The following is a 25,056-nucleotide window of genomic DNA, read 5'->3' on the forward strand; positions in this document are numbered from 1 at the left end:
GCGGCGGTAGAAAAAACGTAGGGCCACTCGCTGAGTGGCCCTAAGTCTTTGAATTTGAAGTGGTGCCCGGGGTCGGACTCGAACCGACACGGTTTTACCCGGCGGATTTTGAATCCGCTGCGTCTACCGATTTCGCCACCCGGGCCAAGCGCCGCGGAAGATCCCAGGGGCTTGATGGACGGCGATTATACAAACCCCCCTTGAGGGCGCAATGCTTTTTTCATGTTCCATGTCGCAACTGCTGAAGAAATCAGCGAAACAGGGCTGGGAGACGGCGGCGGCTTGGGTAGAATGACGCACCCGTTTTCGCAGGAGATTTCCCATGGCCAGACGTACTGCCACCCGCCCCACCCCAACCGCCCCGACCCCACCTCGCCGCTATCCGGTAACCGGCCTGTTTCGTCGCCTGGGAGCCTGGGCATCCGACGCCCTGCTGGCCGCCATCATCTTGTTGCTGGCCGGTCTGCTGGGCTATGGCTTGGCCTGGCTGCTGCAAGTGGGCGGACGGATTAACACCGGCGAGAGCAGCCTGGGCGACTGGCTGTCACACCAGACGCTCTTCAGCCTCTATCTCGGGCTGGTGTTGTGCGGTTACTACCTGTGGTTTTGGTGTCGCACCGGCCAGACCCCCGGCATGAAGGTCTGGCACCTGCGGCTGCAGCGGCAGGATGGTCAACGGTTGGGCCTGTCCCAGGGGCTGATCCGGCTGTTCACCTCGGCCTTCGGCCTGGGCAACCTGCTGGCCCCGTTTGATCGGCAAGATCGCGCCTTCCAGGACATCTGGGCGGAGAGCGAGATGGTGGTGGACGATGGCGACGCGGCTAAGCCCGCCGCCTGAGCATCTTCACCGCGATGGCCAGGAAGAGGAGGCTGGGGACGAAGGCCCCAGCCAACGGCGGCACATCGTAGACCAGGCTGAAGGGCCCCAGCACCTCGTTCACCACGTAGAACAGGAAGCCCAGGATCACCCCCATCATGATGCGCGCCCCCATGGAGACGGAGCGCAGCGGGCCGAACACGGTACTGGCGGCCAGTAACATCATGGCGATGACGGCCAGTGGGGCGGCCGCCTTGCGCCACAGGGCCAGCTCGTAGCGATCGGCGTTCTGGCCGTTGCTCTTGAGGTAGCGCACATAATCCAGCAAGCCCTTGGCGGATAGCTCATCCGGCGAGATGGCCACCACCCCCAGCTTCTTCGGCGTCAGCTGGCTGTCCCAGCGTTCCGTATCCAGGTGCACCGTATGGATGGCCTCCGGCAGGGCGAAGCGGGTCTCCTCCACCTGATCCAGCCGCCAGTGGCCCTGCTCATAGTGGGCCGAGGCCGCCCGGGTGACCTTCTGCAGATCCTGGCCGTCACCAAACTGATAGCGGGTCACCTTGGCCAGGCTGCCATCCCGGTACACCACGCCGACGTGGACAAAGTCGTTGCCTTCCCGGGCCCAGACCCCATAAGACGAGGCGGTGATCTGGCCACCGGACACCGCATTGGCCTTAAAGTCCTTGGCCTTGAGCTCGGTATAGGGCACGCCGTACTCCCCCAGCAGGAGGAACAGCACCATCACCGGCAGCACCGTCTTGAGCACGGCCGCGACGATATTGAGCCGGGAGCGTCCGGCGGCCTGCAGCACCACCAGCTCGCTGCTCTGGGCCAGTTGGCCCAGGCCGATGACGCCCCCCAACAAGGCCCCCATGGGGAAGAACATCACCAGGTGCTGGGGCAGGCCCATCAACACGTAGAGCAGGGCGTGCAGGGCATCGAAGTTCCCCTCACCCACCTGGCGCAGCTGCTCGACAAACTTGATCAGCACCGATAGCCCGGCCAGGGTCAGGGTACACAGCAGTATGGCCAACACCACACTGCGCCCGACATAACGATCCAGGATGCCGTAAATCATGGACAGACCCTCCCCTTCACGGACAGGCGGAGCGCTTGCCACCAGCGGGTTCCCCCCAGGTTAAGGGGAATGGCAAACAACAACAGGTAGATAAACGGCACGATGAAGAGTCCTGGCATGGCCGGCAGGGTACCCCGCTCCAGGGCGGAGCGGCCGGCCGACAACAAGAGGTAATAGCTGAGATAGAGCAAAATGGCCGGCAGCAGCTTGGCATAGCGCCCCTGTCGGGGGTTTACCTGTGCCAATGGCACCACTATCAGGGTCAGCACCAGGATGGAGATGGGCAGAGAGATCCGCCACTGCATCTCTCCCAGGGCCTTGGGGTCCTCACTTTCGGTGAGTTTTTGCCAGTCGAGGCTCGAAACCTCCAGTCGGGCATCCTTTTCGTCCTGCCCCAGCGGTATCCAGGCGCGATACTGCTCAAACGAGGAGATATTAAAACCATCCCCCTTGAGCGGCGCGGCATAGCGATGACCATCCTGCAGGGTGACCCAGCGCAGGCCGTTATCATCGCTGCTCAACCGACCATTCTTGGCCACGACGATGGCCGGGCCCTGAGTATCGGTCGCCTGCTGCAACACGAAGATCCGCTCCAGATCCTTGCCCTTGTCCTTGAGTTCATCGACGTAGACCACCAGCTTGCCGCTGTTCAGCGACAAGAAGCGCCCCTCCTCGATGGCGGTGAAGCTGGGATCCCGCTTGGCCCGCTCCAGCAGCTCGATCTGCTCCCGTTGCGCCCAGGGCGCCAGCCAGAAGGTGTTGCCGATGGCCAACACACCGGTCAACAGCGCCAGCAGGAGGGCCGTGTTCATGATGTACCTGGGCCCCAGCCCCAGGGCCTTGAGCACCGTCATCTCGCTCTCGGCATACAGCCGGCCATGGGCGAACAAGATCCCGACAAACAGGCTGATGGGCAGCATCAGCAGCGCCATGTTCGGCACGTTCAACATCATCAGTTCCGTCACCAGCTGGGTGGGGATGGAACCCTTGACCGCCTTGGACAGTACCCGGATAAAATTCTGGCTCATGAAGATCATGAGCAGAATAAACAGCACCGACAGCTGGGTTTTGAAGGTTTCTTTGAACAGATACCGGAAGACGATCACGCTGGCCTCTGGGAAAACTTGTAACTTTAGTGAAAACGCTAAAAAATACGGGCGAAAAATAGATTTTTGCCAATTTAGCAAATTTTACCCATCCACTGCGTCAGGGGATGCGCAACAGGCGGTTGCCACATTATCAGCCAAAGCGCCTCCGTTGTCTGCAAGACCGAGGAGTATTCATGGAGTTCAGCGTAAAGAGCGGCAGCCCGGAGAAGCAGCGCAGTGCCTGTATCGTGGTGGGCGTTTTTGAGCCCCGTCGCCTCTCGCCGGTGGCGGAACAGTTGGATCGGATCAGCGATGGCTACCTCAGCTCCCTGCTGCGCCGGGGGGATCTGGAGGGCAAGCCGGGCCAGATGCTGCTGCTGCACCAGGTACCGGGTGTGCTGTCCGAACGGGTACTGCTGGTGGGCTGTGGCAAGGAGCGAGAGCTGGACGAACGCCAGTTCAAGCAGATAGTACAGAAGACCATCAGCACGCTGAACGAAACCGGCTCCATGGAAGCGGTCTGCTTCCTCACCGAACTGCACGTAAAGAGCCGCGACACCTACTGGAAGGTGCGCCAGGCCATCGAAACCACCCAGGCCGGCCTGTACAGCTTCGATCAGTTCAAGACCAACAAGGCCGAGCTCCGCCGCCCCCTGCGCAAGCTGGTGTTCAACGTGCCGTCCCGCCGGGAGCTGCCGTTGGGCGAGAAGGCCATCCAGCACGGCCTGGCCGTGGCCCAGGGGGTCAAGGTCTGCCGTGACGTGGGCAACATGCCGCCCAACATCTGCACCCCCGCCTACCTGGCCTCCCAGGCCCGCCGCCTGGCGGATGCCTGCCCCAACATCACCACCAAGGTGATCGGCGAACAGCAGATGGCCGAGCTGGGCATGCACTCCTACCTGGCGGTGGCCCGCGGCTCCGACAACGAGGCCATGATGTCGGTGATGGAATACAAGGGCCATCCCACCGCCAAGCCCGTCGTGCTGATCGGCAAGGGGCTGACCTTCGATGCCGGCGGCATCTCCCTGAAACCCGCCGACGGCATGGACGAGATGAAGTACGACATGGGCGGCGCCGCCTCCGTGCTGGGCACCTTCCACGCCCTCTCCATCCTCAAGCTGCCCATCAACGTGGTGGGCATACTGGCCGGGGCGGAGAACATGCCCGACGGCAAGGCCTATCGCCCGGGTGACATACTCACCTCCATGTCCGGCCAGACCATAGAAGTGCTCAACACAGATGCCGAAGGCCGGCTGGTATTGTGTGATGTGCTGACCTACGCCGACCGCTTCGAGCCCGAGTGCGTGGTGGACATCGCCACCCTGACCGGCGCCTGCGTCGTGGCCCTGGGTCACCACACCACTGGGCTCTTGGCCAATCACAACCCCCTGGCCCACGAGCTGCTGGGGGCCGGGGATCTGGCCGGTGACAAGGCCTGGCGTCTGCCCTTGTGGGACGAATACCAGGAGCAGCTGGAGAGCCCGTTTGCCGACATGACCAACGTGGGGGGCCGCCCCGGTGGTGCCATCACGGCGGCCGCCTTCTTGTCGCGCTTTGCCAAGAAGTACAACTGGGCCCACCTGGACATCGCCGGCACCGCCTGGAAATCCGGCAAGGAGAAGGGCGCCACCGGCCGTCCCGTCCCCCTGCTGACCCAGTTCCTGCTGGGCCGCGCCGAAGACGGCATCGAGGAGTAACGGCGGCGTCAGCCGCCTAAGTCCAAGGAGTCCCATGCAACAGGCCCAGTTTCACATCCTTGCCGACACCACCAGCCTGGCCGATGCCAGGCTGGCTTGTCTGCTGGCCACCCAAGCCTATCGGGCCGGCCAGACGGTGTTCATCCTCGCCCGGGACGAGGCCCAGGCCCAGTGGCTGGACGAGACCCTCTGGCAGCAGGATCCCGACAGCTTCGTGCCTCACGCCCTGCAGGACGAACCCGGGGCCCAGCAGGCGGCGGTGGAGATCGGCCATCAGCCCCCTCGCCGCCCCCGCAACCTGCTCATCAATCTGCAGCCGGAGGCACCGGCATTTGCAGGACGCTTCCCTCAGGTGATAGATTTCGTTCCCGCAGAAGAATCCCTTAAACAGCTGGCCCGAGAGCGCTACAAGCAGTATCGCGCCGCCGGCTTCACGCTGGAGATGGTTCAGCCCGGCTGACCTCCCGCCCCAAGAGACAGGATTAGAATGGAAAAGACCTTCAACCCCAGCGCCGTCGAACAGGCGCTCTATCAGCATTGGGAGTCCCAGGGCTACTTCAAGCCCAGTGGGGACAGCCGTCAGGGCAACTACTGCATCATGATACCGCCGCCCAACGTCACCGGCAGCCTGCACATGGGTCACGCCTTCCAGCAGACCATCATGGACGCCCTGATCCGCTACCAGCGCATGCTGGGCAAGAACACCCTGTGGCAGGCCGGCACCGACCACGCCGGCATCGCCACCCAGATGGTGGTGGAGCGCAAGATTGCCGCAGAAGAAGGCAAGACCCGCCACGACTACGGCCGTGACGCCTTCATCGACAAGATCTGGCAATGGAAAGAAGAGTCCGGCGGCACCATCACCCGCCAGATGCGCCGCCTGGGCACCTCGGTGGACTGGGATCGCGAGCGCTTCACCATGGATCCGGGCCTGTCCCGCGCCGTGCAGGAGGTGTTTGTCCGCCTGTACGACGAGGATCTCATGTACCGCGGCAAGCGCCTGGTGAACTGGGATCCCAAGCTGCACACCGCCATCTCCGATCTGGAAGTCGAGAACAAGGAAGTGAAGGGTCACATGTGGCACCTGCGCTATCCCCTGGCCGACGGCGCCCAGACCAACGAAGGCAAGCACTACCTGGTGGTGGCCACCACCCGCCCCGAAACCCTGCTGGGGGACACCGCGGTGGCGGTGAACCCGGATGATCCGCGCTACAAGGCGCTGATCGGCCAATTTGTCGAGCTGCCCCTCACGGGCCGCCGCATCCCCATCATAGGCGACGAGCACGCCGACATGGAGAAGGGCACCGGCTGCGTGAAGATCACCCCGGCCCACGATTTCAACGACCATGAGGTGGGCAAGCGCCACGCGCTGCCCATGATCAACATCTTCACCCTGGACGCCCATATCCGCGCCCAGGCCGAGGTGTTCGACTCCAGCGGTCACCCCTGCACCGCCTATGACGCCACCCTGCCGGCCCAGTTTGCCGGCCTGGAGCGCTACGCCGCCCGCAAGGCCATGCTGGCCGAGCTGGAAGACCTGGGCCTGCTGGCCGAGACCAAGGATCACGTGCTGCAGCAACCCTATGGGGATCGCGGCGGCGTACCCATCGAGCCCATGCTCACCGACCAGTGGTACGTGCGGGCCGGCGTGCTGGCCAAGCCCGCCATTGAGGCGGTGGAAGACGGCCGCATCCAGTTTGTGCCCAAGCAGTACGAGAACATGTACTTCTCCTGGATGCGCGACATTCAGGACTGGTGTGTCTCCCGTCAGCTGTGGTGGGGTCACCGCATCCCCGCCTGGTATGACGAGGCCGGTCGGGTCTACGTGGCCCGCAACGAGGACGAGGTGCGCGCCAAGTATGGCCTCTCCCCGGATCTGCCCCTGCGCCAGGACGAGGACGTGCTGGACACCTGGTTCAGCTCCGCCCTGTGGACCTTCTCCACCCTGGGCTGGCCGGAACAGACCCCGGATCTGACCACCTTCCACCCCACCGACGTGCTGGTCACCGGCTTCGACATCATCTTCTTCTGGGTGGCGCGCATGATCATGATGACCATGCACTTCATGAAGCACGAAGACGGCTCGCCCCAGGTGCCTTTCAAGACCGTCTACGTCACCGGCCTGATCCGGGACGAGGAAGGCCAGAAGATGTCCAAGTCCAAGGGCAACGTGCTGGATCCGCTGGACATGATCGACGGCATCAGCCTGGAAACCCTGCTGGACAAGCGCACCGGCAACATGATGCAGCCCCAGCTGGCCGAGAAGATCGCCAAGCGCACCGAGAAGCAGTTCCCCGAGGGGATCGAGGCCCACGGCACCGACGCCCTGCGCTTCACCCTGGCGGCCCTGGCCAGCACAGGCCGGGACATCAACTGGGACATGAAGCGCCTGGACGGCTACCGCAACTTCTGCAACAAGTTGTGGAACGCCAGCCGCTACGTGCTGATGAACACCCAGGAGCACGACTGCAGCCCGGCGGCCGCCGCCGACTACAGCCTGGCGGACCGCTGGATCCAGGCCCAGCTGCAGCTGACCATCCGCGAACTGACCCAGGCCATGGAGAGCTACCGCTTCGACCAGGTGGCCGCCAGCCTGTACGAGTTCATCTGGAACCAGTTCTGTGACTGGTACCTGGAGCTGACCAAGCCGGTGCTGTGGCATGGCACCCCAGCCCAGCAGCAGGCCACCCGTCACACCCTGGTGAGCGTGCTGGAAACCCTGCTGCGCCTGGCCCATCCGCTGATGCCCTTCATCACCGAGGAGATCTGGCAAAACGTCGCCCCCCTGGCCGGCGTCGGCTTCAAGGCAGGCGACAGCCTGATGCTGCAAGCCTATCCCCGCGTCGATGACAGCAAGCTCGACGAGGTTGCCCTGGCGGATCAGGAGTGGGTCAAGCAGTTCATCATCAGCATCCGCAACATCCGCGCCGAGATGAACGTGGCCCCCAGCGTGCCCCTCACCGTGCTGCTCAAGGCCGATGCCCAGGACGCCCAGCGGGCCGCCGCCAACGCAGCCAGCCTCAAGGCCCTGGCCAAGCTTGAGTCCATCACAGTGCTGGGCGCCGGGGATGCCGCTCCCGTGTCGGTCACCAAGCTCATCGGGGCCACCGAGCTCTTGATCCCCATGGCCGGTCTCATCGACAAGGATGCCGAGCTGGCCCGGCTGGACAAGGAGCTGGCCAAGCTGGCCCAGGAGTGCGGCCGCATCGACGGCAAGCTGAACAACGAGGCCTTCGTGGCCAAGGCACCCGAGGCGGTCATCGCCAAGGAGCGCGAGAAGCTGGCCGACTACCGCCTGCAGCTGGATAAGCTCAAGGAGCAGCAGGCCACCATCGCCAGCCTGTAACCGGCCCCATGGCCTTCACGACACCCCCGCCCATGCGGGGGTGTCGTACATTGGCCCCCCTAAGGCGCCGTATGCACTACACTGGCAAAAAAGTGTGCTACGGCCTGAGTTGCAAGGAGATACCCCCATGTCCACCTTTCGTTCGCTGCGCACCCAGTTGCTGACCCTGCTGGGGCTGAGTCTGTTGTTGCTGCTGTTGGTCGCCCTGCTGGGCCAGCACTTCCTCAATCGGGAGCTCACCGCCTACCAGCGCCTGCTGCAAGGCCCCATGGCCGCCGCCTCCCTGGTGGATGAGGCCAACCTGCAGTTCAAGATCCAGGTGCAGGAGTGGAAGAACGTCCTGCTCCGCGGCAAAGATCCCGCCAACCTGCAGAAGTACTGGTCCCAATTCGAGGAGCAGGAAACCAAGGTGGATGACAAGCTGCAGGCCCTGGCCACCCTGGCGGACAAGCTGCACGACACCAAGCTGAGTCAGGCCGTCACCGCGTTGCGCCAGGAACATCAGACCCTGGGTAAGGCCTACCGCCAGGGCAAGGCGGCCTTTGAGGCGGCGGGGGCCGATCCCTTTGCCGGCGATCTGGCGGTCAAGGGCATAGACCGCGCCGCCAGCGAGCAGATGAGCGAGCTGGTGGACCAGCTACACCAAGAAGCCAGCCGCCTCAGCCAGCAGAGTCAGCGCAGCGCCGATACCATGGTTCGCGTGGGCCTGGGCCTGTTGCTGTTGGCCGCCGTCGCCATCGTTCTGGTCAGCCTCTGGCTGCTGGGCCGCCAGGTGGTGAGCCCCATGCAACAGCTGACCCGCTACCTCACCCGCTTGAGTCAGGGGGAGATGCTGCCCCCCTTGCAGCTGCAACGTCAGGATGAGCTGGGGCAGCTGACCAGTGCCGCCAATCGCCTGCAGGGCTTCTTGCAGGAGACGCTGGACCAGCTGCAGCGCAGCCACGACGAGCTGGAGCAGAGCAGCCAGACCCTCGGCAGCATCTCCAACCAGCTCACCGGCGGCACCCAGGATCAGCTGAGCCGCACCGACATGGTGGCCACCGCCATGCATGAGATGACCGCCACCGCCCAGAACGTGGCGGACAATGCCGCCCAGGCCGCCGATGCAGCGGATCGCGCCGATCAGGCCTCCCGCGAGGGGGACGACATGATGCAGCAGACCATCGCCACCATCAGTCAGATGAGTCAGGAGATCGACCAAAGCGCGACCGTCATCCAGCGGCTGAGCGAAGAGAGTCGGCGCATCGGTACCGTGCTGGAGGTGATCCAGGCCATCGCCGAGCAGACCAACCTGCTGGCCCTGAACGCCGCCATCGAAGCCGCCCGGGCCGGTGAACAGGGCCGCGGCTTTGCCGTGGTGGCGGATGAGGTGCGCACCCTGGCTCGCCGCACCGCCGACTCCACCGCCGAGATCAACAAGATCATCGAGCAGATCCTGGGCAGCACCCAGGATGCGGTACAGGCCATCAGCAGCAGTCAGCAGCTGGGTGGCCAGGGGGTGGAACGCGTCACCCAGGCCGGACAGATGCTGCGCCGCATCGGTGAGGCCATCACCGACATCCACGGCATGAACCAGCAGATCGCCACCGCCGCCGAACAGCAAACGGCCGCCGTGGAAGACATCAGTCACAATCTGGTGGACATCAAGACGGTGGCCACCGAGATCCAGCTCCAGGCCGAGCGCACCCAGCAGGCGAGCGGCCAGCTGCATCAAAACTCCCAGCGACTGAGCGACGTGGTGGCGCGCTTCCGGCAGTAAGGACGACAGAGCATGGCCCGGCAACCCGCCAAGGAGGAGCCGCCGCGTTCCCCGGCCCAGCGCAGCCCCTTGCACCTGCCACTGTTTGGCCTGGCCATGCTGTTGCTGCTGGGGCTCAAGTTTGCGCTACCCTTCGCGACGGAGATCAACAGCGGGCTGGCCATCCTGGTGACCATAGGCCTGCTGTGGCTCACCGAGGCCATTCCCCTCGCCATCACGGCGCTGCTGGTGCCCGTGCTGGCGGTGCTGCTGGGGGTCTTCCCCCTAAAAGAAGCCTTGAGTGAGTTTGCCAATCCCATACTGTATTTGTTTCTAGGGGGCTTCACCCTGGCCGCCGCCCTGGCCCACCAGGGGCTGGATACCCTGCTGGCCCAGCGGATCCTGCGCTTGGCCCGTGGTCGCCTGGGATGGGGGGCCCTGTTGCTGTTTCTCATCACCGCCTGTCTGTCCATGTGGATCAGCAACACGGCCACCACCGCCATGATGATGCCCCTGGCCATGGGGCTGGCCCACCGACTGGATCCCGAACAGGACAGACCCACCCTGGTGTTTTTGCTGCTAGGCGTCGCCTACAGCGCCAGCATAGGCGGCATCGGCACCCTGGTAGGCAGCCCACCCAATGCCATCGCCGCCGCCCAGCTGGGGATGAGCTTCACCGATTGGCTGCTGTTCGGTCTGCCTGTGGTGGTGTTGCTGTGGCCCGTGGCAATAGCGCTGCTCTGGTGGGGACTCAAACCCCGGCTCAATGTGCGCTTCGCGCTGGAGGACCAGCCCCTGCTCTGGACCCGAGGCCGCCGTCTCACCCTGCTCATCTTCGCCCTGACGGTGCTGGGCTGGATCTTCTCCGCCCCCCTGGCCAGTTGGCTGGGCGGCATTGCCCAGTTTGACTCGCTCATCGCCCTGCTGGCCGTGGTGGCGGTGACCATCTGTGGCGTGGCCCGCTGGCAAGACATCAATCAGGCCACCGACTGGGGCGTTCTGCTGCTGTTTGGTGGCGGCCTGACCCTCTCGGCAGTGCTCAGCCAAACCGGCACCAGCGCCTTTTTGGCGGAGCAGATCACCCTGGCCCTGCGGGGCGCCCATCCCTTCTCCATCCTGTTGCTGCTGGCCGCCTTCGTGGTGTTTCTCACCGAGCTCACCTCCAACACCGCCACCGCCGCCCTGCTGATCCCCCTGTTCATCTCGGTGGCCGAGCCCCTGCAGGTCGCCCCCGTGGTGATGGCGGTGCTGATCGCCGTGGGGGCCAGTTGCGCCTTCATGCTGCCGGTGGCCACGCCGCCCAATGCCATCGTCTACGCCAGCGGCCTCATCCGCCAGCGGGAGATGATGCGGGCCGGACTGGGCCTCAACCTGGTTTTTTCGCTGCTGCTGGCCTGCCTGGCCTTCTTTGTGGGGAATGTCTTAGCCTAACCGGCCCCGACGCAGGGTGAAGCGGATCATGCTTCTGGGCAAAAAACCGGCGTTAGGGTCGATGCAGCCCTAAGGCTTTGGGTATGCTCCGTTTTATTTTGTCCGGAGAGCCCATGTTCGCCCGAGTGATTGCCCTGCTGCTGCTGACCACAGGTGCCCTGTCAGCCGCCGAATTCCCCTCCTTGGACAATCTGTGGCAACAGACCCAACAGGCGGCCCTCCATGGCCCCGTGATCCTCAAACTGGAAGATCAAGCCACCCTGCGTCTGCCGTCCGGCTACGAATACATACCCCAACCGGAAGCCTCCCGCTGGCTACAGGCCATCGGCCAGCAGGGAGACAGCCGACTGCTGGGCCTGATCCTGTCCGATAAGCAAGAGCAGGATTGGATGATACGGGTGCGCCTGTATCGCGATGGCTTCTTGGTGGGAGATGACACAAAGGTGGACGCCGACGCCTGGCTGGCCCGCCTGCAGCACAACACCCAGCAGCGCAACGCCAAGCTCGGTGAGGAGGAGACCCAGCTGGCGATCGCCGGTTGGTTGGCCCCGCCGCGCTATAATGCGGAACGCCATCAGTTGATCTGGTCGGCGGACATGTTCCAGCAACGCGGTGACGAGAAAGAGGCCCTGGCGGCCCATGTCTCCGCCCTGCTGCTGGGGCGAGAGGCGCGCCTGCATTTTCGCCTCATCACAGATCACAGCCACCTGAACGAACGCCTGCCGCTGCTGCAGGAGTTGCTCAACCAGGTGCAATTTAACGAGGGTAAGCGCTACGAGGACGTCACGCCCCAGGACGCCCGCAGCAAAACGGATCTGGCCAGCCTGGTGGCCGGCCCCGCCCTGCCGGCAGAGGGAATGCTGGTCCAGATGAGCCAGCTCGGCGTCTGGCGCCTGCTGTTGCTGCTGGTGCTGGCCGTCACCCCCATTGCCCTGTTGACCCACAGGCGCAACCGCCTGCGGCTCGCCCCCCCCACCTCGCCCTAAGCGGGCAAGCGGGCACCGGACCCGCTATAACCTAATAGAAGAGGGGTTATCGGGAGGCAGTGTATGAGCAGCTGCTGGCTCCAGCCCAAGGGGCAAGATCTGATCAATGCCATGCGTTGGCTGAGCGACCAACATCGCCACGATCTGCTGGCCATCGAAGAGGCCGCCCTGCGGTTCGATCTCTCGCCCCAGGACGAGGAGTTCCTTCTGCAGCACTGTCGTGAGCCGTCGGCCGACCCGCAGACGCCTCAGTGACGCGCCAGCAAAGAGCGGCTGTTCTTGTCCAGATACTGCACCGTCGGCAATCCCAACACCTTGTCGAACAGCATGGGCATCAGCACCTCGGGCCGCGAGTCGTTGGCGTTCCACAGCATCACCAGACCCACGTCCTGCCGGGGCAGGAAGCCCAGTCGAGCCCGCACCCCCGACAGCCCGCCGGCATGGAACACCATGGGGTACTTGCCATCGTACTGGAAGATACGCCACCCCATGCCATACATAGGATGCTTCACCCGAGTCTGTCGCCACTTGGAGGTCCAGCCCTCCTTGGGGGACGACACCAGGGGTTTAGTCAGTTGGGCCATCACCTGGGGAGGGATCACGTCCGGTCTGTGTCCCATCACCGCAAGCAGATACTTGCTCATGTCGTCGATGGAGGCATTGATGCCGGCCGCCGGCATCACCTCGTAATAGGGCTGGGTCACCGGGCGCACCCGCCAGCCGTCCTTCCCCAGCACATGGGCCATGGCATGATTGGGATTGTTGAGCAGATGCCACCGGCTACTGCCGGCATCCTCCATGCCCAACGGCCGGAAGATCTGATTGATCAGCAAGCTGGGATAGGGCCGGCCGGTGGCTTTGCTCAGCACCTCGCCCATGGCGGAGTAGAGGATGTTCTGGTAGCCAAAACAGCTGCCGATGGCACAGCTGGGTTTGAGCTGCTGCAACTTGTTCAACACGGTGGCGTAGGGTTGCCCGGCCTCCAGCAGATTATCGTTGGCATTGTGCGGCAGCCCGCTGGTATGGGAGAGGACATTACGCAGGGTGAGGCGATTGCCGCCGTCATAGCGCAGGCGGAAGCCGGTAAGATAGTGGCTCAAGGGATCCTGCCAACGGATCTGGCCATGCTGAGCGGCCAGACCGGCCAGGATGGCGGTAAAGGTCTTGGAGACGGAGGCGATGCGAAACAGGGTATGCCGGTCCACCGGATTGCGCTTGTCCACCCGCCCGACGCCCAGGGTCTTCACATAGACCACCTTGCCATCCGCCACCACGGCCACCGCCGCGCCAGGGATGTCAAACTGGCCGAAGATGGCCTCGACCTCCCGATCGAACCAGGGAAGATAAGCCTGCACCGGCTGAGCCGTAACCGCACCGCCCCATCCGGTCAAACAGACCAGTAAAAAAAGACGCAAACACAACCCAAACAACCGCATGGTAAAACCCCAACTGTGTCATGGTGAGCACGGGCCGCATTGTCGCAAAGGGCAAAGGCGGCGCCAAGCCAGGCCACCCGAGTACCGATAAAAATAGTCAGCATGAGGACGACAAGCCAACTCAGAGCGGCTAATCTCCTTTATTCTTGGTTTGAATCTCTAGGCTTTCAATTAGGAGTCCGTCCATGAAAATCATCGCCCTCATGACTAGCCTACTGCTGCTCGGATCGCTGTCTGTGTCCGCCGCCCAGCAAAAAGACGCGTGGAAACCGGATGGCAAGCCTTCCGCCAACTGGGATGACAGGGAATATGACTGGTGGCAACACAACTGCCTGGATCTGAGCATTGGCGATGCCCGCATCAGCCTCAACAACTGCGACGCCTACGATAAGAAGTACCGTGACCATTACAACCGCAGCGTGAACAGTGGCAACAACCCTGGCAAGGGCCACGACAAGAGCAATAAGAAACACTGAAGCGGCAGCACTGGACAGCCAGCCACACAGTGGGTAGATTAGCGCCCGTCACTGGGGAGTAGCCTCCCGCGACCAATTATGGCAGCGCGGGGCGGATATCAACACACTTGGCCCGCAGGCTATGGTATCCGCGACACTGGTTTGGCAAGACCTTTGACCATGACACCACCGTACCAAGGCCGGGGTGGTGGCTTGGTCTTTGGTTTTTTCCGGCCAGGATAAATGACTATGGATGCTTTCTTTGTTCCCACCGGCATAGTGGCCTTGGCCGAAATCGGCGACAAGACCCAGTTGCTGGCTCTCGTGCTCGCCGCTCGCTTCCGCCGCCCCCTGCCCATCGTCATGGGCATTCTCGTTGCCACCTTGCTCAACCACGCCCTGGCCGGCGCCGTAGGCCAAGCCCTGACCGCCCTGCTGGGGCCCGAGGTGTTGCGCTGGTGTCTGGGGATTTCCTTCCTGTTGATGGCCGGCTGGACCCTGATCCCGGACAAACTCGACGATGAAGAGAGCCAGCTCAAGGGACATTGGGGGGTGTTCAGCACCACCCTGATCGCCTTCTTCCTGGCCGAGATGGGCGACAAGACCCAGCTGGCAACCATTGCCCTGGCCGCCCAATATGCCAACGTGGTGGCAGTGGTCGCCGGCACCACGGTAGGCATGCTGCTGGCCAATGTCCCCGTCGTCTATCTGGGAGAAAAAGCCGCCAAGGCCATTCCCCTGCGCCTGGTGCACGGCCTGGCCGCCGCGCTGTTTGCCCTGCTGGGGCTCATGATTCTGTTCCGGGTGGATCGGCTGTTTTGACTCGCCGGCACCTCAGGATCTTTCTCACATTTCCCGCCATGAAAATGGTTTCAGATTCTGAGAAAAGAGTATGATGGTCGACGACGTGCATGGGCCCTCGGGTCCGGCTCGTCATGACAACACCGTAAAGACCCCAAGTTAGGCGACCTCACGGTCGCCTTTTTTTGTCAAAAGCGCCAGCGATACTCCATCTGCACCTGTTCGGTCGACATCTGTACCTGCCATTGCAGGGTGTGATCCAGGCTCTCAACCCGCAACTTCATGCTGTTACCCTGCAGGCGTAACGAGGTAAACCCCAGTCCGCTGCGAATGTTGAGTTCGGGCCGCGCCCGCCGCCAGGACCAGCCTTCAGGGGCACCCGCTTGCCGCCAGGCCTGAGACACGGCGGCAGGAGGAGACACCAGGCCAGCAGTGGCATTGCTACTAGCCAGGGGGACGCGGGTCGGTAGTGTCAACCAAACGTGGCGACTCAAGGGAAGCGGGCCGAGCGGGATCTCGGTCCAGCGTGGCGCGACCAGCCCCTCCGGTTGGGCCAGGCAACCGAATGACACCAAACATAACAGGCAGAGAAGGCTGCCAACCCGGCCCCAGACCATGGTGCCCGCTCCTGATGATCGTCCCTATCTTGGGTCTAGCAGGTTCCGGGGAAAATGCGCAGCGCGATGGTTTTTTTATGGCGGCCATTCAGGGCACATCTGAAAACGTAACCATCTTAATGAAGGTCACATTTTGATGGATTCACCATGAACAGTGACCGCGAGACTTCTAGAATGGGTCTTTCGCCCCAACCAGGATCCCCGCATGTTCAAGCTTAAGACGTTGTCAGCAATGACATTTGGCGCCATGTTGGCGCTGCCGGCCCAGGCCAGCGCCCTGGGTGATACTCCTTTGTATCTCAATATCAACCAGCAGGCCGTCTCCGATGCGCTGCAATTGCAGCCGGCTGGCACCACTCAGTTCAAGGTGACCACCCGTCTGGAAAAGGGCACCTACCAGATCCAGATCGCCGACAAAAACCACACCTGTGGCAGCACCTTCGGTCCGGAGGCCAGCAAGCCCCTGCCGTTTGGCGCCATGAACCCGCTGAGCAGCTGTGCCAAGGGCGAGCACTATCAGCTCAAGGTGCTGCTGGCCGGCGACTATGACTTCACCCTGGATGGCCGGGATCCCAAGGCCCCGACCCTCAAGGTGCTGCGCGCCACCAAGAAGGGCGTCTTCAAGCGTCAGCCCCCTGCCGTGGATTGTGCCAGCTGGGATGGCAAACCGGTGACCGTCAGCGTCGCCAAAACCTGGCCGAACGGCACCCTGTTGCGGGATGCCTATTCCGGTCAGACGGCCAAGGTGACCGGTGGCAAGATCACCATGAGCCCGGCCCCGCAGAGCGAAGGGATGTTGCTGCTGGAAGAGGCCAAACCGGCCGTCCAGACCGCCTTCAGCTGGGACAATGCCACCGTCTATTTCATGCTCACCGACCGGTTCAAAAACGGAGATACCAGCAACGACAACTCCTTCGGCCGGCATAAAGACGGCAAGGACGAGATCGGCACCTGGCATGGTGGTGACTTCAAGGGGATCACCGAGAAGCTCGACTACATCAAATCCCTGGGCGTCAACGCCATCTGGATCACCCCCATGGTGGAGCAGATCCACGGTTACATCAGTGGTGGTGCCGATGGCAGCTTCCCCTTCTACGGTTACCACGGCTATTGGGCATTGGACTTCACCAAGATAGATCCCAACTACGGTGACGAAGCGGCCCTCAAGACCATGGTCGACGAGGCCCACAAACGCGGGATCCGCGTCCTGCTGGACGTGGTGATGAACCATGCCGGCTATGCCACCCTGCCAGATCTGCAGGATCTGGGGCTGCAAGACATAGCCCAGAACACCCAGGGATTACCCGCCCGCTGGGCCGATTGGAAGCCCAAGGGCAAGTATGAAGGCTGGGGCAGCGTCTCCCAATTCATCAACTACCAGTCCAGCGCCTGGAACAAGTGGTGGGGTCCTGACTGGGTACGTGCCGGCCTGCCGGGTTATACGGAACCCGGGGTGGATGACGTGACCGGCTCCGTCGGCGGTCTGCCCGACTTCAAGACCGAGTCCACCAAGTACGTGGATCTGCCCTACTTCCTCAAGCACAAGGCGGATACCAACGCCAAGTCGCTGCCCAATGCCACCGTAGTGGATTACCTGGTGAAATGGCACACCGACTGGGTCCGTCAGTTCGGCATCGATGGCTTCCGCGCCGATACGGTCAAACACGTGGAACCCAAGGTGTGGGCCAAGTTGAAGGCCGCCGGCACGACCGCGCTCAAGGAGTGGAAGGCCGCCAACCCCGGCAAGAAGCTGGATGATCTGCCCTTCTTCATGGTGGGTGAGGTCTGGGATCACGGCATGGCCAAGGACTTCTGGTTCGATAACGGCCTCGACTCCCTCATCAACTTCGATTATCAGCGGGATGCCCTGGAATTCGCCCAGTGCATGAGCCATGTGGACCCCACTTATACCAAGTACGCCGGGACCATCAACAAGGATCCGCACTTCAATGTGTTGAGCTACATCTCCTCCCACGATACCAAGCTGTTCTTCGGCGACTATCAGGATGTGGCGCTGCAGAAACGCGCCGCCAACAGCTTCATGCTGCTGCCCGGTGGCGTGCAGATCTACTACGGTGATGAATCCGGCCGTGGTCTGATGAAGGATGGTGGAGTCTTCGACCAGGCGGTGCGCTCCGACATGAACTGGAGCGAGCTGGCCAGCGGAGAGAAGGCCGAGCTGGTGGCCCACTGGCAAAAGCTGGGGCAGTTCCGCAAGGCTCACCCAGCCATTGCCGCCGGTAGCCACAAGAAGGTGAGTGACAAGCCTTATGCCTTCGTCCGCCAGAAGGGCAAGGACAAGGTACTGGTGGTGTTTGCCGGCCGCCAAGGCTAGGCCCAACGCCCGCAAGACAAGACCGCTGCTGAGCAGCGGTCTTTTTTTATAAGCCAGGCAAGCGCCTAATGACTGAGGAGCCTGGGCAGCGAGGCGGTTGCATCACAGTGCAGGCTACTAAATCAGGGCCCAGCCCAAATGAAGCAAGGTGCAAATGTTGCCATTTGCACCTTGTCGATTGCCGGGAGCAGCCTTGCCGGCTTACTCTTCGAAAAAGGTGCCCCAACCGTCGTAATCTACCCCGAAACGGGCGCAGATCGGCAACAGCTGACCGATCTCATCCAGGATCCGCTCGGCCTCCAACTCCCCCTCTGAGGTGGCATCGCAGCAAAAGATGGGGGCGCCATCATCCAGCTCCATCTCTTCGGCATCGGTCAGTTCAAACCCCAGCTTGAACAGCTCCACCGCCAGCTTCTCCAGCCGGTTGAAATCCCGGCAGGCAAAGTGGTGCTCTATGGTATACACGGCCTGCGGATTGCTGCCATCGGCCAACAGCTCATCGATGATGGCATCCGTTTCTTCCCGCCAATCCTGCAAAGTTTGACTCATTGCCTGTTCCTGTCTTAAAGGGTGGCCAGCTTGTCGGCCGGCAGCGCCAGCTCGGCATTGCGGTTGACGCCGACACCACGGGCCAGCACCTGGCGGGCTATGCCCTGGGCCTCGTTCAGCGAGTGCATCACGAAGGTGCCACACTGATATTCGTTCAGCTCCGGGATCGCCGCCTGATCGGTGACCTGGAGGACATCTTCCATGGCCTGGGTCCAGGCGGTGGCCACCCTGGCCTCGTCCGGCTGGCCGATCAGGCTCATGTAGAAGCCGGTCCGGCAGCCCATGGGGGAGATGTCGATGATCTCCACGCCATCACCGTTCAGGTGATCCCGCATGAAACCGGCAAACAGGTGCTCCAGGGTATGGATGCCCTTCTCGCTGAGCAGTTCCTGATTGGGGCGGCAGAAGCGCAGGTCAAATACTGTGATGGGATCCCCGTGCGGGGTCGTCATGGTCTTGGCCACCCGTACCGCAGGCGCCTGCATGCGGGTGTGGTCAACGGTAAAGCTATCTAGCAACGGCATTGGATGTCTCCTTGGGAGTGACAGTCGGGGGACGGCGCCATTTTACAGATCATCCTTGCATTGGCGATACTGGGCGCCATAACGCCGGGCCCGCTCATCCACCTTGCGGGCCGTCTTCATCAGCCAGGTCTTACTCTTATAAGTCCCGCGACGAAAACCACCCCAGCCTTCGTGGTAGTTGAGATACTGGTTATAAGCATCCCACTTGGAGACGCCATTGAGCTTCTGCGTTCTGGCGGTATACCAGCCCATGAAGTCGATGGCATCGGCAAAATTGTCCCGCGAGGCGAACCAGCGCCCCGCATCCTTGGTGTAATCATCCCAGGTCTCATCCTTGACCTGAGCAAAACCAAAGGCGGAACTGGGCCGACCGATGGGGATAAACAGAAAATAGCGCATGGGAGGCTTGGCATCATGCCGGAAGCTGGATTCCTGGTACATCATGGCCATGGGAACCTGCAGGGGTGTCCCCCAGCGCGCCGTCATGTCTTGCGCCGCCTCCAGCCAACCGCTCTTTTGTCGGAAGATGGCACAGAGATCCTCCTGATTGCTGGGCGGCGTGGTATTGCTGCAGGCCACCAACCAGAGGGAACAGACCATCAACAACAGATGTTTCACCTTGCTCTCCTGCACACAAATAGCAAGGGGCCGACAATCGGCCCCCGAGTACCAGCGCCGCGCTAATCAGACGGCTTCTTCGTTCTCTTCGCCGGTACGGATCCGGATGATGCGTTCCACTGAGGTAACGAAGATCTTGCCGTCGCCAATCTTGCCGGTATGGGCACTCTTGGTGATCGCCTCTATGCTGCGCTCCACATCATCGTCGTTCACGACCAGCTCCAATTTAACCTTGGGCAGGAAGTCCACCACATACTCGGCACCACGATACAATTCGGTGTGCCCCTTCTGACGACCAAACCCCTTGACCTCGGACACCGTCATACCGCTGATGCCAATTTCACCCAATGCTTCACGAACATCATCCAGCTTGAAGGGCTTAATGATGGCTTCAATTTTCTTCATGATTTACTCCTTGCCAACGATTCGTCTCAGGCGGTTGCCAGGCCATCCATGGTGCCTGGATGCCGCTTTGCCCAGCCCGCACACATCGGGCTTCGGCGGATTGATCTGACGGCTATCATAATGAAATACAAGGGCCCGCACCAGTGATGCGGGCCCGTTTGCGAGGCAGATCCCTTACCCGCTACTCGGCACAGGTCGGCAGTAGATCGACGGCAATGCCGGGATCGTACACATAGATGCAACCGGCAAACAGCGGACCACTTTGATCCGATGGCACCGCCTTGGTCAGCGGGTTCGGCGCTATCGTATAGCCGGTCGGCACATTGCTGGTGGTCACGCTCAAGGTGCGGCCCTTTCTCACATTACAGGTGATGGGCCGATAGGAGCTGGAGATGGCCCCACCAAGGGTGCAGTTGGAACCGTTGGTGAAGCTGGCGGTGATGGTATCAAACGCCTTGTTGTTACCATTGCTATCACACACATCCAGCGCACCATTCTTCAGCTTGTAACAGAACAGCTTGGCGGAGACGGACACCTCGTCATCCTCAATGGCACTGTCCTTGATGGTGAAGTCCAGTGAGCCCGTCACCTGATTGGCGCTGTCATAGACAGCGACCGGCCATTCGGCCTTGGCGTCCTGGAAGGGCGAAATCCCGGAGTTGGCCTGATAGGCCACCGCATTCACCTGAATAGACTGCTCGTTGTCACTGGCGTCCTTGGTTTCCAGCAAGGGCGTGGCATAGCCGCGACGATAGACGCCGTAATAGTCGGCCACATCGCTATCTAGCGTCTTGATGAGGTCGCTGGACACCGTCAAATAGCTGTCCAGCGACTTGGGTAGCGTCGCCGTGCTGCTGACACTCCAACGGGCCAGCATGGTCATGTTGATGTCGTAGAACGGTACCTTGGTGAGGAAGTTGTCGGCCGAGGTGTCTACTGTGTCGAGCCAGTCGTCTGACATCAGATCCACGAAGATGCCGCGGGCAATCAGCTGCACGGGGGTACTGCCAGCCGAACGCACCAACGCCGTGCTGGTGGCGCCATCGGTGACGGCATTGCTGGCCAGCCAGGTGGGGAAATTCAACACGCTGAAACTGGAACCGAGACCAGAGGGCCAATTCAAGGTGTTCTTCTGCCAATCCACGTAGCTCTTCACCACGTATTTGACATAGTTCTGATAGCTCTGCTGGTTGGCGGTATCGCTGAGGAAATCGGAGCTGACCACCACCAGTTGCAGCAGATTCCAATCCGGCATGGGCTTGTAGTACCCATTGAGCCGCAGCAGGCGACAGGCATCCAGATAGGGGCCGCTGGTCACCGCCGTCAGGGTGGTACCGGCATACTTGTATTTGGCCGGACTCCGGTTGAGCGGATTGAAGTAATCCGCAAAATCGCTGCCCGTGCTGCTGCCGCCATCGAAATGATCCTCACAGCAGATGTCACACAGATCAGACTGTTGATTGCTGTTGGAGGTACCGGTGGCCTTATCCTTATAGTCCCCCTCCTGCCAATACAGCAGGCTGTCATTGCTGACCGCCAATGGCTTGGCCGGCAGCTGCCGCTGGGCGGTGCCATTGATGGAGCACTCGCAGGAGAGCGTCATAGAGTCGGCCAGCACCTGCTTGCTGCTCTGCTCGTCATAGGTCACAGTGTCGAACTGCACCTGAATACTGCCACCGCTGTTGGAGACTTTCGGCAGCGGCTTGGTGGTTTCCTGCTTGATGCCCTGCGCCACGTCGATGGTGATGGCCACCACGTCCGGCGCCACCCCCGGGGTATAGGTTACCTGGGGCGATTCGCCGGAACTCCCCGAGCCGGTCATCAGCTCCTTGTCTGTGGTCTGCTGGGGCGAAATAATCCCTGCCAGGCTGAGGCTCCGACTCTGCCCCTCCCGATCGGTCCAGGCGACGGTGACGATGACATCCTTGAACTCCGGCAAGTCGCTGGCGGGTGTGGTGAGGAACTGGTCGGTCACATCCCAGGACAGGGTGAAGGTGGTCAGCCCCAGGGTATGGTCCCCCGCCGCCAGCTGGCCCCCGGTGTCGTCGCCGATATCCTGATAGGCCACCTTGCCACTGGTGGTGGTCAGGGTGTCGAACACGCGCAGATCCTCCAGTTTGCTCTGGGCCAACAGGATGGCGCTCTCCCGACTGCCCGCCTCCCCTTCACTTCTGAGGTACAGGTTCTGCAATTTAATCAATGCCGCAGCACTGATCGCAATGACCACGAAGGCCACCATGACCTCGATAAGGCCAAATCCCGTTTGCCGGTTCGCCCTGTTCATCATCGATTCCTCTTAATCCCAGTCTCGCCAGCTGCCGGGCACTCTGGCCACGTAGGAGAACTCTTTACCGTCTTGAATGTTCTGCAGGGTCTCGGCGTCATAGACCGCATTGTAGGTCCCGTTGGCCGTCCCCAGTTTGTGATTGGAGATGAGGGCCCCGTACACGGTGGCACCGCCATTGAGTTTGACGTCATAGGTGGTGGCATCGTCCGGCAGCTTGTCGTAGGTGAAGATCATGCCGTAGATTTCGCTGTTGGCGTTGATGGTGAGATCGCCGTTGCGCACCAGCACCACCACCGGATTTTCCCGGCTGCCCATGCTGCCACCGGAGCAATCCCCATCCACGATGTAAAAGCCGGACGAGCTGCTGGTCAGGGAGGAGCAACTGGTTAAGGGGACGCGGCCCAGTTTGGCCAACCGCTCCTCGAGCTGCTCCATCCCCTCATCGGTATCCGGCACCCCGAACACATACTTGAGCAGGTCGGACGGGAAGTTCACCGTATCGTTGTCCAGAATGTCCGCTTGTTTGTCCCCCGCCGAACTATAGGGATCGCTGCTGCAGTTGCCGTCATAGTATTCCTGCAGGCCACAGGTATTGCCGGAGCCCGTGGTGAGATCCACGTTACCATTGGTCCAGATGGACAGAGGCACACCGCTGCCCCCGCCATTGGGATTGGCCCCCACGTTGAAGTTACCGCCGACCGCCATGCCCGCCGCCACCGTCAGGGGCGCATCCGGGGTGCCGGCCACCACGTCGCTGATCACCACCTGCTGATGCAGTATCACCTGGCCTTCGCCATCCTCACTGCGTCCCACCGAGCGCAGGCTCAGCAGCGGCAATTGACCTATGCCGACCGGGATCTGCTGATCGGCGCCAAAGGTCACCTCGTAGAAGGAACCGCTGCTGCGACTCAAGGGGCCGCGAAACGTCAGGTCGGCCCCCACCCGGGCCATGGCTTCATCCAGCCCGGCCTGTGCGGATGCCATGGCGGCACGATAACGCATCTCGTTGGCCGCCACCCGCTGCTCGCTCATCAGTATTTTGCCGGTCATCAGGCTCAAGACGGTGACCAGTACCACCACGATCAGGGTGATGGTCAGGGTGGTAAAACCGGCGGCGGGTCTAGAACTGATCATTGCGCAACCTCACTCGACGCTGAAGCTCCAGCTGTAACTGACTGTTCTGTTTATGCTGCCCCGTGATGGTCAACACCAGGGTGCGCTGCCCGGTGTCGGTGGCGCCACTGGCCGGATCCAGCAAAAAGGTCAGGCCGGTGATCTGGGTCGAGCTGATGCCCCCCGCCAGCGCTAGCCAACCGCTAGTGGCAGTACAGCTCTGATCCGCCGCCGTATCCCAACTGTTGAACTCCACTTCATTCTGCGACGCGTTGTAACGATAGCCCATGATCTCGGCCGTACCGGCAATGGTGCCGTTCTGATCTGCGTCATAGGAGATCAACACGCAATCGTATAAGGGCGCCGCGACGGACAGCCGCTGCAGATCCCGGGGCGTGGAGGACATGTCACCGCTGGCATCCAGGGTGAAGGCGCTGAACATGGCGCTGCGATCTAGGGTAGTGACATTGCCACTGGCATCGATGGGGTCGCCGTCACTATTGCGTGCCAGGATCTGGGCCGCATCCCCCTTGAAGCCGGCGCGCTGTATATCCCGCGCCACGATATTGAGCGTGGCCTGCAAGTCCTGGTTGAGCATGGAGAGCTGCACCGAGGTGGAGTTGGCCCGGATCACGGCGGCATACAGGGCGGTGACGGCCGCGGCCACCAGAAGACCCGCCACCAGGGCCACCAGCATCTCCACCAGGGAGAAGCCCTTGTTGCTTACGAGCATGCATCCACCCCCGTCAGATAGGTACCTGGGGGCGTACACAGATAGACCCGTCCAAGTTTGTTCGTGGTGACCTTGATTTCCTTGCTGCCCAACGACAGGAGGATAGACCCATCGAGCATGGTGCCGCGCAGGGATCCCATGAGCAGGGCGTCATCGGGGTAGCCGATATTACTCATCTGCACCCCGGAATAGCTGGCCGCATCGCCCCCCCGGGTCTGACCATCACCATCGATGTCACAGGTGGCGGAGCAGCTATCACAGGTCGCGGCATCCAGATCCGTGATGCGGTAACACCAACTGCTGCCGCCAAAGAACAGCACCTTGACGTCCTCATTGTGGCGTTTGGTGGACTCGGAGCGAGCCAGCAGGACACCGCCATACAGGTCACGGCCGGCGGAAGAGAGGGTATTGTCCTCGCGGAACTGAACATAGCTGGGAATGCCGACGGTGAGCAGGATGGCCAGCACCATGATGGCCACCATCAGCTCCAACAGGCTAAATCCCTGCCACCTCATGTAAAACATGAACGCTCCTTGGCAAAAAAATATTAAAAAACAGATCCATTCCGTTTAGTTTAGCCTTATAACATGGCCACCAGAAAATTAGGATTTGGTTATGCAGAATTACTCGAAAGGCGTCACGTTGTTAGAAGTCATGATAGTCATCATCATCGTCGCCATCCTGGCTGCCATCGCCTATCCCAGTTATCTCAACTACCTGACCAAATCCCGTCGCGCCGAGGCGATACGAGGGCTGTTGTCGGCCCAGCTCAAGCAGGAGGAGTGGCGGGTCAGCCACGCCAGCTACAGTAGCAGCATCACTGACCTGGGCAATCCGACCAGCGATTATTACACCTTCAGTGTCTCTGCTTCCGGCAGCACCTATGAGTTGAAAGCCACCCCCAAGAGCGGCACCCCCCAGGCCAACGACTCGGGTTGCAACCCCATCACCATCAATCAACAAGATCTGCGGCAACCCACTGCCTGCTGGAATTAAGAGAAG

23 protein-coding genes, 1 tRNA gene and 1 riboswitch are annotated in these 25,056 nt (G+C 61.7%); of the genes, 12 read left to right on the forward strand and 12 right to left on the reverse strand.

Translation table 11 applies throughout. The features are described 5' to 3' along the window. Nucleotides 1-60 precede the first annotated feature (60 nt). A tRNA-Leu gene (locus ABHF91_RS14945) sits at nucleotides 61-145 on the reverse strand. Between the two features lie 177 nt (nucleotides 146-322). Between ABHF91_RS14945 and ABHF91_RS14950 the strand changes: the two genes are divergently transcribed. Continuing rightward, the gene (locus tag ABHF91_RS14950; protein WP_409421047.1) at nucleotides 323-838 is read left to right on the forward strand and encodes an RDD family protein; all 516 of its coding nucleotides are present in this window, start codon (nucleotides 323-325) and stop codon (nucleotides 836-838) included. On the opposite strand, the gene lptG is transcribed toward ABHF91_RS14950, so the two are convergent. Both lptG and lptF read right to left on the reverse strand, forming a co-directional pair. Next, nucleotides 822-1,892 carry an LPS export ABC transporter permease LptG gene (gene lptG, locus ABHF91_RS14955; RefSeq protein ID WP_409423132.1) on the reverse strand — a complete coding sequence of 357 codons (1,071 nt, stop codon included), beginning with the start codon at nucleotides 1,890-1,892 and terminating at the stop codon, nucleotides 822-824. The genes ABHF91_RS14950 and lptG overlap by 17 nt on opposite strands. After that, the gene (gene lptF, locus ABHF91_RS14960) at nucleotides 1,892-3,001 is read right to left on the reverse strand and encodes an LPS export ABC transporter permease LptF (protein ID WP_409421048.1); all 1,110 of its coding nucleotides are present in this window, start codon (nucleotides 2,999-3,001) and stop codon (nucleotides 1,892-1,894) included. The genes lptG and lptF overlap by 1 nt, the downstream gene beginning before the upstream one ends. A gap of 176 nt (nucleotides 3,002-3,177) precedes the next feature. On the opposite strand from lptF, the gene pepA reads away from it, so the two are divergent. From pepA to ABHF91_RS14995, 7 genes are all read left to right on the forward strand, one after another. Further along, on the forward strand, nucleotides 3,178-4,680 hold the full coding sequence (gene pepA, locus ABHF91_RS14965; RefSeq protein WP_409421049.1) for a leucyl aminopeptidase: 1,503 nt from the start codon (nucleotides 3,178-3,180) through the stop codon (nucleotides 4,678-4,680). 34 nt (nucleotides 4,681-4,714) lie between these two features. Next, a complete protein-coding gene (locus ABHF91_RS14970) occupies nucleotides 4,715-5,140 on the forward strand; it encodes a DNA polymerase III subunit chi (protein ID WP_409421050.1) in 426 nt (141 codons plus the stop codon). A 27-nt stretch (nucleotides 5,141-5,167) separates the two neighbouring features. Then, nucleotides 5,168-8,026, forward strand: a complete 2,859-nt coding sequence (locus ABHF91_RS14975) for a valine--tRNA ligase (RefSeq protein WP_409421051.1) — start codon at nucleotides 5,168-5,170, stop codon at nucleotides 8,024-8,026. Nucleotides 8,027-8,153: 127 nt separating this feature from the next. After that, nucleotides 8,154-9,785, forward strand: a complete 1,632-nt coding sequence (locus ABHF91_RS14980) for a methyl-accepting chemotaxis protein (protein ID WP_409421052.1) — start codon at nucleotides 8,154-8,156, stop codon at nucleotides 9,783-9,785. Between the two features lie 12 nt (nucleotides 9,786-9,797). After that, the gene (locus tag ABHF91_RS14985) at nucleotides 9,798-11,195 is read left to right on the forward strand and encodes an SLC13 family permease (protein WP_409421053.1); all 1,398 of its coding nucleotides are present in this window, start codon (nucleotides 9,798-9,800) and stop codon (nucleotides 11,193-11,195) included. A gap of 113 nt (nucleotides 11,196-11,308) precedes the next feature. Further along, complete coding sequence (locus ABHF91_RS14990) at nucleotides 11,309-12,181, forward strand: DUF2167 domain-containing protein (protein WP_409421054.1); 873 nt, start codon at nucleotides 11,309-11,311, stop codon at nucleotides 12,179-12,181. A gap of 63 nt (nucleotides 12,182-12,244) precedes the next feature. Continuing rightward, the gene (locus tag ABHF91_RS14995) at nucleotides 12,245-12,436 is read left to right on the forward strand and encodes a hypothetical protein (protein ID WP_409421055.1); all 192 of its coding nucleotides are present in this window, start codon (nucleotides 12,245-12,247) and stop codon (nucleotides 12,434-12,436) included. On the opposite strand, the gene ABHF91_RS15000 is transcribed toward ABHF91_RS14995, so the two are convergent. Beyond that, complete coding sequence (locus ABHF91_RS15000) at nucleotides 12,430-13,536, reverse strand: serine hydrolase domain-containing protein (protein ID WP_409421056.1); 1,107 nt, start codon at nucleotides 13,534-13,536, stop codon at nucleotides 12,430-12,432. The genes ABHF91_RS14995 and ABHF91_RS15000 overlap by 7 nt on opposite strands. Before the next feature lie 266 nt (nucleotides 13,537-13,802). Here ABHF91_RS15000 and ABHF91_RS15005 point away from each other — a divergent pair, with 266 nt between their 5' ends. The 3 genes from ABHF91_RS15005 (at nucleotide 13,803) to ABHF91_RS15015 (ending at nucleotide 17,825) form a co-directional block, all read left to right on the forward strand. After that, nucleotides 13,803-14,093, forward strand: a complete 291-nt coding sequence (locus tag ABHF91_RS15005) for a hypothetical protein (RefSeq protein ID WP_409421057.1) — start codon at nucleotides 13,803-13,805, stop codon at nucleotides 14,091-14,093. A gap of 41 nt (nucleotides 14,094-14,134) precedes the next feature. Then, nucleotides 14,135-14,312, forward strand: a riboswitch (yybP-ykoY riboswitch). A gap of 9 nt (nucleotides 14,313-14,321) precedes the next feature. After that, on the forward strand, nucleotides 14,322-14,894 hold the full coding sequence (locus tag ABHF91_RS15010; protein WP_409421058.1) for a TMEM165/GDT1 family protein: 573 nt from the start codon (nucleotides 14,322-14,324) through the stop codon (nucleotides 14,892-14,894). Between the two features lie 828 nt (nucleotides 14,895-15,722). Then, nucleotides 15,723-17,825: an alpha-amylase gene (locus ABHF91_RS15015; protein WP_409421059.1), complete on the forward strand. Its 2,103-nt coding sequence runs from the start codon at nucleotides 15,723-15,725 to the stop codon at nucleotides 17,823-17,825. Nucleotides 17,826-18,026: 201 nt separating this feature from the next. Here the strand turns inward: ABHF91_RS15015 and rraB are convergent, their stop codons facing one another. From rraB to ABHF91_RS15055, 8 genes are all read right to left on the reverse strand, one after another. After that, nucleotides 18,027-18,374 (reverse strand): ribonuclease E inhibitor RraB, encoded by a 348-nt coding sequence (gene rraB / locus ABHF91_RS15020; protein ID WP_409421060.1) that lies wholly within the window; start codon nucleotides 18,372-18,374, stop codon nucleotides 18,027-18,029. 14 nt (nucleotides 18,375-18,388) lie between these two features. After that, entirely contained in the window at nucleotides 18,389-18,898 is a 510-nt protein-coding gene (gene luxS / locus ABHF91_RS15025) for an S-ribosylhomocysteine lyase (RefSeq protein ID WP_409421061.1), read from the reverse strand. Nucleotides 18,899-18,940: 42 nt separating this feature from the next. Continuing rightward, nucleotides 18,941-19,498, reverse strand: coding sequence for a hypothetical protein (locus tag ABHF91_RS15030; RefSeq protein ID WP_409423133.1), 558 nt, complete (start codon nucleotides 19,496-19,498; stop codon nucleotides 18,941-18,943). Between the two features lie 84 nt (nucleotides 19,499-19,582). Next, nucleotides 19,583-19,921, reverse strand: coding sequence for a P-II family nitrogen regulator (locus ABHF91_RS15035; protein WP_409421062.1), 339 nt, complete (start codon nucleotides 19,919-19,921; stop codon nucleotides 19,583-19,585). Between the two features lie 181 nt (nucleotides 19,922-20,102). Beyond that, a complete protein-coding gene (locus tag ABHF91_RS15040) occupies nucleotides 20,103-22,205 on the reverse strand; it encodes a prepilin-type N-terminal cleavage/methylation domain-containing protein (RefSeq protein ID WP_409421063.1) in 2,103 nt (700 codons plus the stop codon). A gap of 12 nt (nucleotides 22,206-22,217) precedes the next feature. Next, nucleotides 22,218-23,342, reverse strand: coding sequence for a PilX N-terminal domain-containing pilus assembly protein (locus ABHF91_RS15045; protein WP_409421064.1), 1,125 nt, complete (start codon nucleotides 23,340-23,342; stop codon nucleotides 22,218-22,220). Beyond that, a complete protein-coding gene (locus ABHF91_RS15050) occupies nucleotides 23,329-24,054 on the reverse strand; it encodes a PilW family protein (protein ID WP_409421065.1) in 726 nt (241 codons plus the stop codon). Before ABHF91_RS15050 ends, ABHF91_RS15045 begins: the two co-directional genes overlap by 14 nt. Then, complete coding sequence (locus ABHF91_RS15055; protein ID WP_409421066.1) at nucleotides 24,045-24,578, reverse strand: Tfp pilus assembly protein FimT/FimU; 534 nt, start codon at nucleotides 24,576-24,578, stop codon at nucleotides 24,045-24,047. The genes ABHF91_RS15050 and ABHF91_RS15055 overlap by 10 nt, the downstream gene beginning before the upstream one ends. Before the next feature lie 91 nt (nucleotides 24,579-24,669). On the opposite strand from ABHF91_RS15055, the gene ABHF91_RS15060 reads away from it, so the two are divergent. Beyond that, on the forward strand, nucleotides 24,670-25,050 hold the full coding sequence (locus tag ABHF91_RS15060; RefSeq protein WP_409421067.1) for a type IV pilin protein: 381 nt from the start codon (nucleotides 24,670-24,672) through the stop codon (nucleotides 25,048-25,050). The last annotated feature ends 6 nt before the right edge of the window (nucleotides 25,051-25,056 follow it).

It is taken from the genome of Pseudaeromonas aegiceratis, from assembly GCF_046254905.1.
Lineage (GTDB): Bacteria > Pseudomonadota > Gammaproteobacteria > Enterobacterales > Aeromonadaceae > Pseudaeromonas > Pseudaeromonas aegiceratis.

What these genes read in the sequence shown, in the direction of transcription:
- ABHF91_RS15005 (WP_409421057.1), top strand. Translation starts at nt 13,803, where the DNA reads ATGAAAATCATCGCCCTCATGACTAGCCTACTGCTGCTCGGATCGCTG.
- ABHF91_RS15045 (WP_409421064.1), bottom strand. Translation starts at nt 23,342, where the DNA reads ATGATCAGTTCTAGACCCGCCGCCGGTTTTACCACCCTGACCATCACC.
- ABHF91_RS14995 (WP_409421055.1), top strand. Translation starts at nt 12,245, where the DNA reads ATGAGCAGCTGCTGGCTCCAGCCCAAGGGGCAAGATCTGATCAATGCC.
- ABHF91_RS14950 (WP_409421047.1), top strand. Translation starts at nt 323, where the DNA reads ATGGCCAGACGTACTGCCACCCGCCCCACCCCAACCGCCCCGACCCCA.
- ABHF91_RS14985 (WP_409421053.1), top strand. Translation starts at nt 9,798, where the DNA reads ATGGCCCGGCAACCCGCCAAGGAGGAGCCGCCGCGTTCCCCGGCCCAG.
- rraB (WP_409421060.1), bottom strand. Translation starts at nt 18,374, where the DNA reads ATGAGTCAAACTTTGCAGGATTGGCGGGAAGAAACGGATGCCATCATC.
- pepA (WP_409421049.1), top strand. Translation starts at nt 3,178, where the DNA reads ATGGAGTTCAGCGTAAAGAGCGGCAGCCCGGAGAAGCAGCGCAGTGCC.
- ABHF91_RS15055 (WP_409421066.1), bottom strand. Translation starts at nt 24,578, where the DNA reads ATGTTTTACATGAGGTGGCAGGGATTTAGCCTGTTGGAGCTGATGGTG.
- ABHF91_RS15015 (WP_409421059.1), top strand. Translation starts at nt 15,723, where the DNA reads ATGACATTTGGCGCCATGTTGGCGCTGCCGGCCCAGGCCAGCGCCCTG.
- ABHF91_RS15060 (WP_409421067.1), top strand. Translation starts at nt 24,670, where the DNA reads ATGCAGAATTACTCGAAAGGCGTCACGTTGTTAGAAGTCATGATAGTC.
- luxS (WP_409421061.1), bottom strand. Translation starts at nt 18,898, where the DNA reads ATGCCGTTGCTAGATAGCTTTACCGTTGACCACACCCGCATGCAGGCG.
- ABHF91_RS14975 (WP_409421051.1), top strand. Translation starts at nt 5,168, where the DNA reads ATGGAAAAGACCTTCAACCCCAGCGCCGTCGAACAGGCGCTCTATCAG.
- ABHF91_RS15030 (WP_409423133.1), bottom strand. Translation starts at nt 19,498, where the DNA reads ATGGTCTGTTCCCTCTGGTTGGTGGCCTGCAGCAATACCACGCCGCCC.
- ABHF91_RS14980 (WP_409421052.1), top strand. Translation starts at nt 8,154, where the DNA reads ATGTCCACCTTTCGTTCGCTGCGCACCCAGTTGCTGACCCTGCTGGGG.
- ABHF91_RS15035 (WP_409421062.1), bottom strand. Translation starts at nt 19,921, where the DNA reads ATGAAGAAAATTGAAGCCATCATTAAGCCCTTCAAGCTGGATGATGTT.
- ABHF91_RS14970 (WP_409421050.1), top strand. Translation starts at nt 4,715, where the DNA reads ATGCAACAGGCCCAGTTTCACATCCTTGCCGACACCACCAGCCTGGCC.
- ABHF91_RS15050 (WP_409421065.1), bottom strand. Translation starts at nt 24,054, where the DNA reads ATGCTCGTAAGCAACAAGGGCTTCTCCCTGGTGGAGATGCTGGTGGCC.
- ABHF91_RS15040 (WP_409421063.1), bottom strand. Translation starts at nt 22,205, where the DNA reads ATGAACAGGGCGAACCGGCAAACGGGATTTGGCCTTATCGAGGTCATG.
- ABHF91_RS14990 (WP_409421054.1), top strand. Translation starts at nt 11,309, where the DNA reads ATGTTCGCCCGAGTGATTGCCCTGCTGCTGCTGACCACAGGTGCCCTG.
- ABHF91_RS15010 (WP_409421058.1), top strand. Translation starts at nt 14,322, where the DNA reads ATGGATGCTTTCTTTGTTCCCACCGGCATAGTGGCCTTGGCCGAAATC.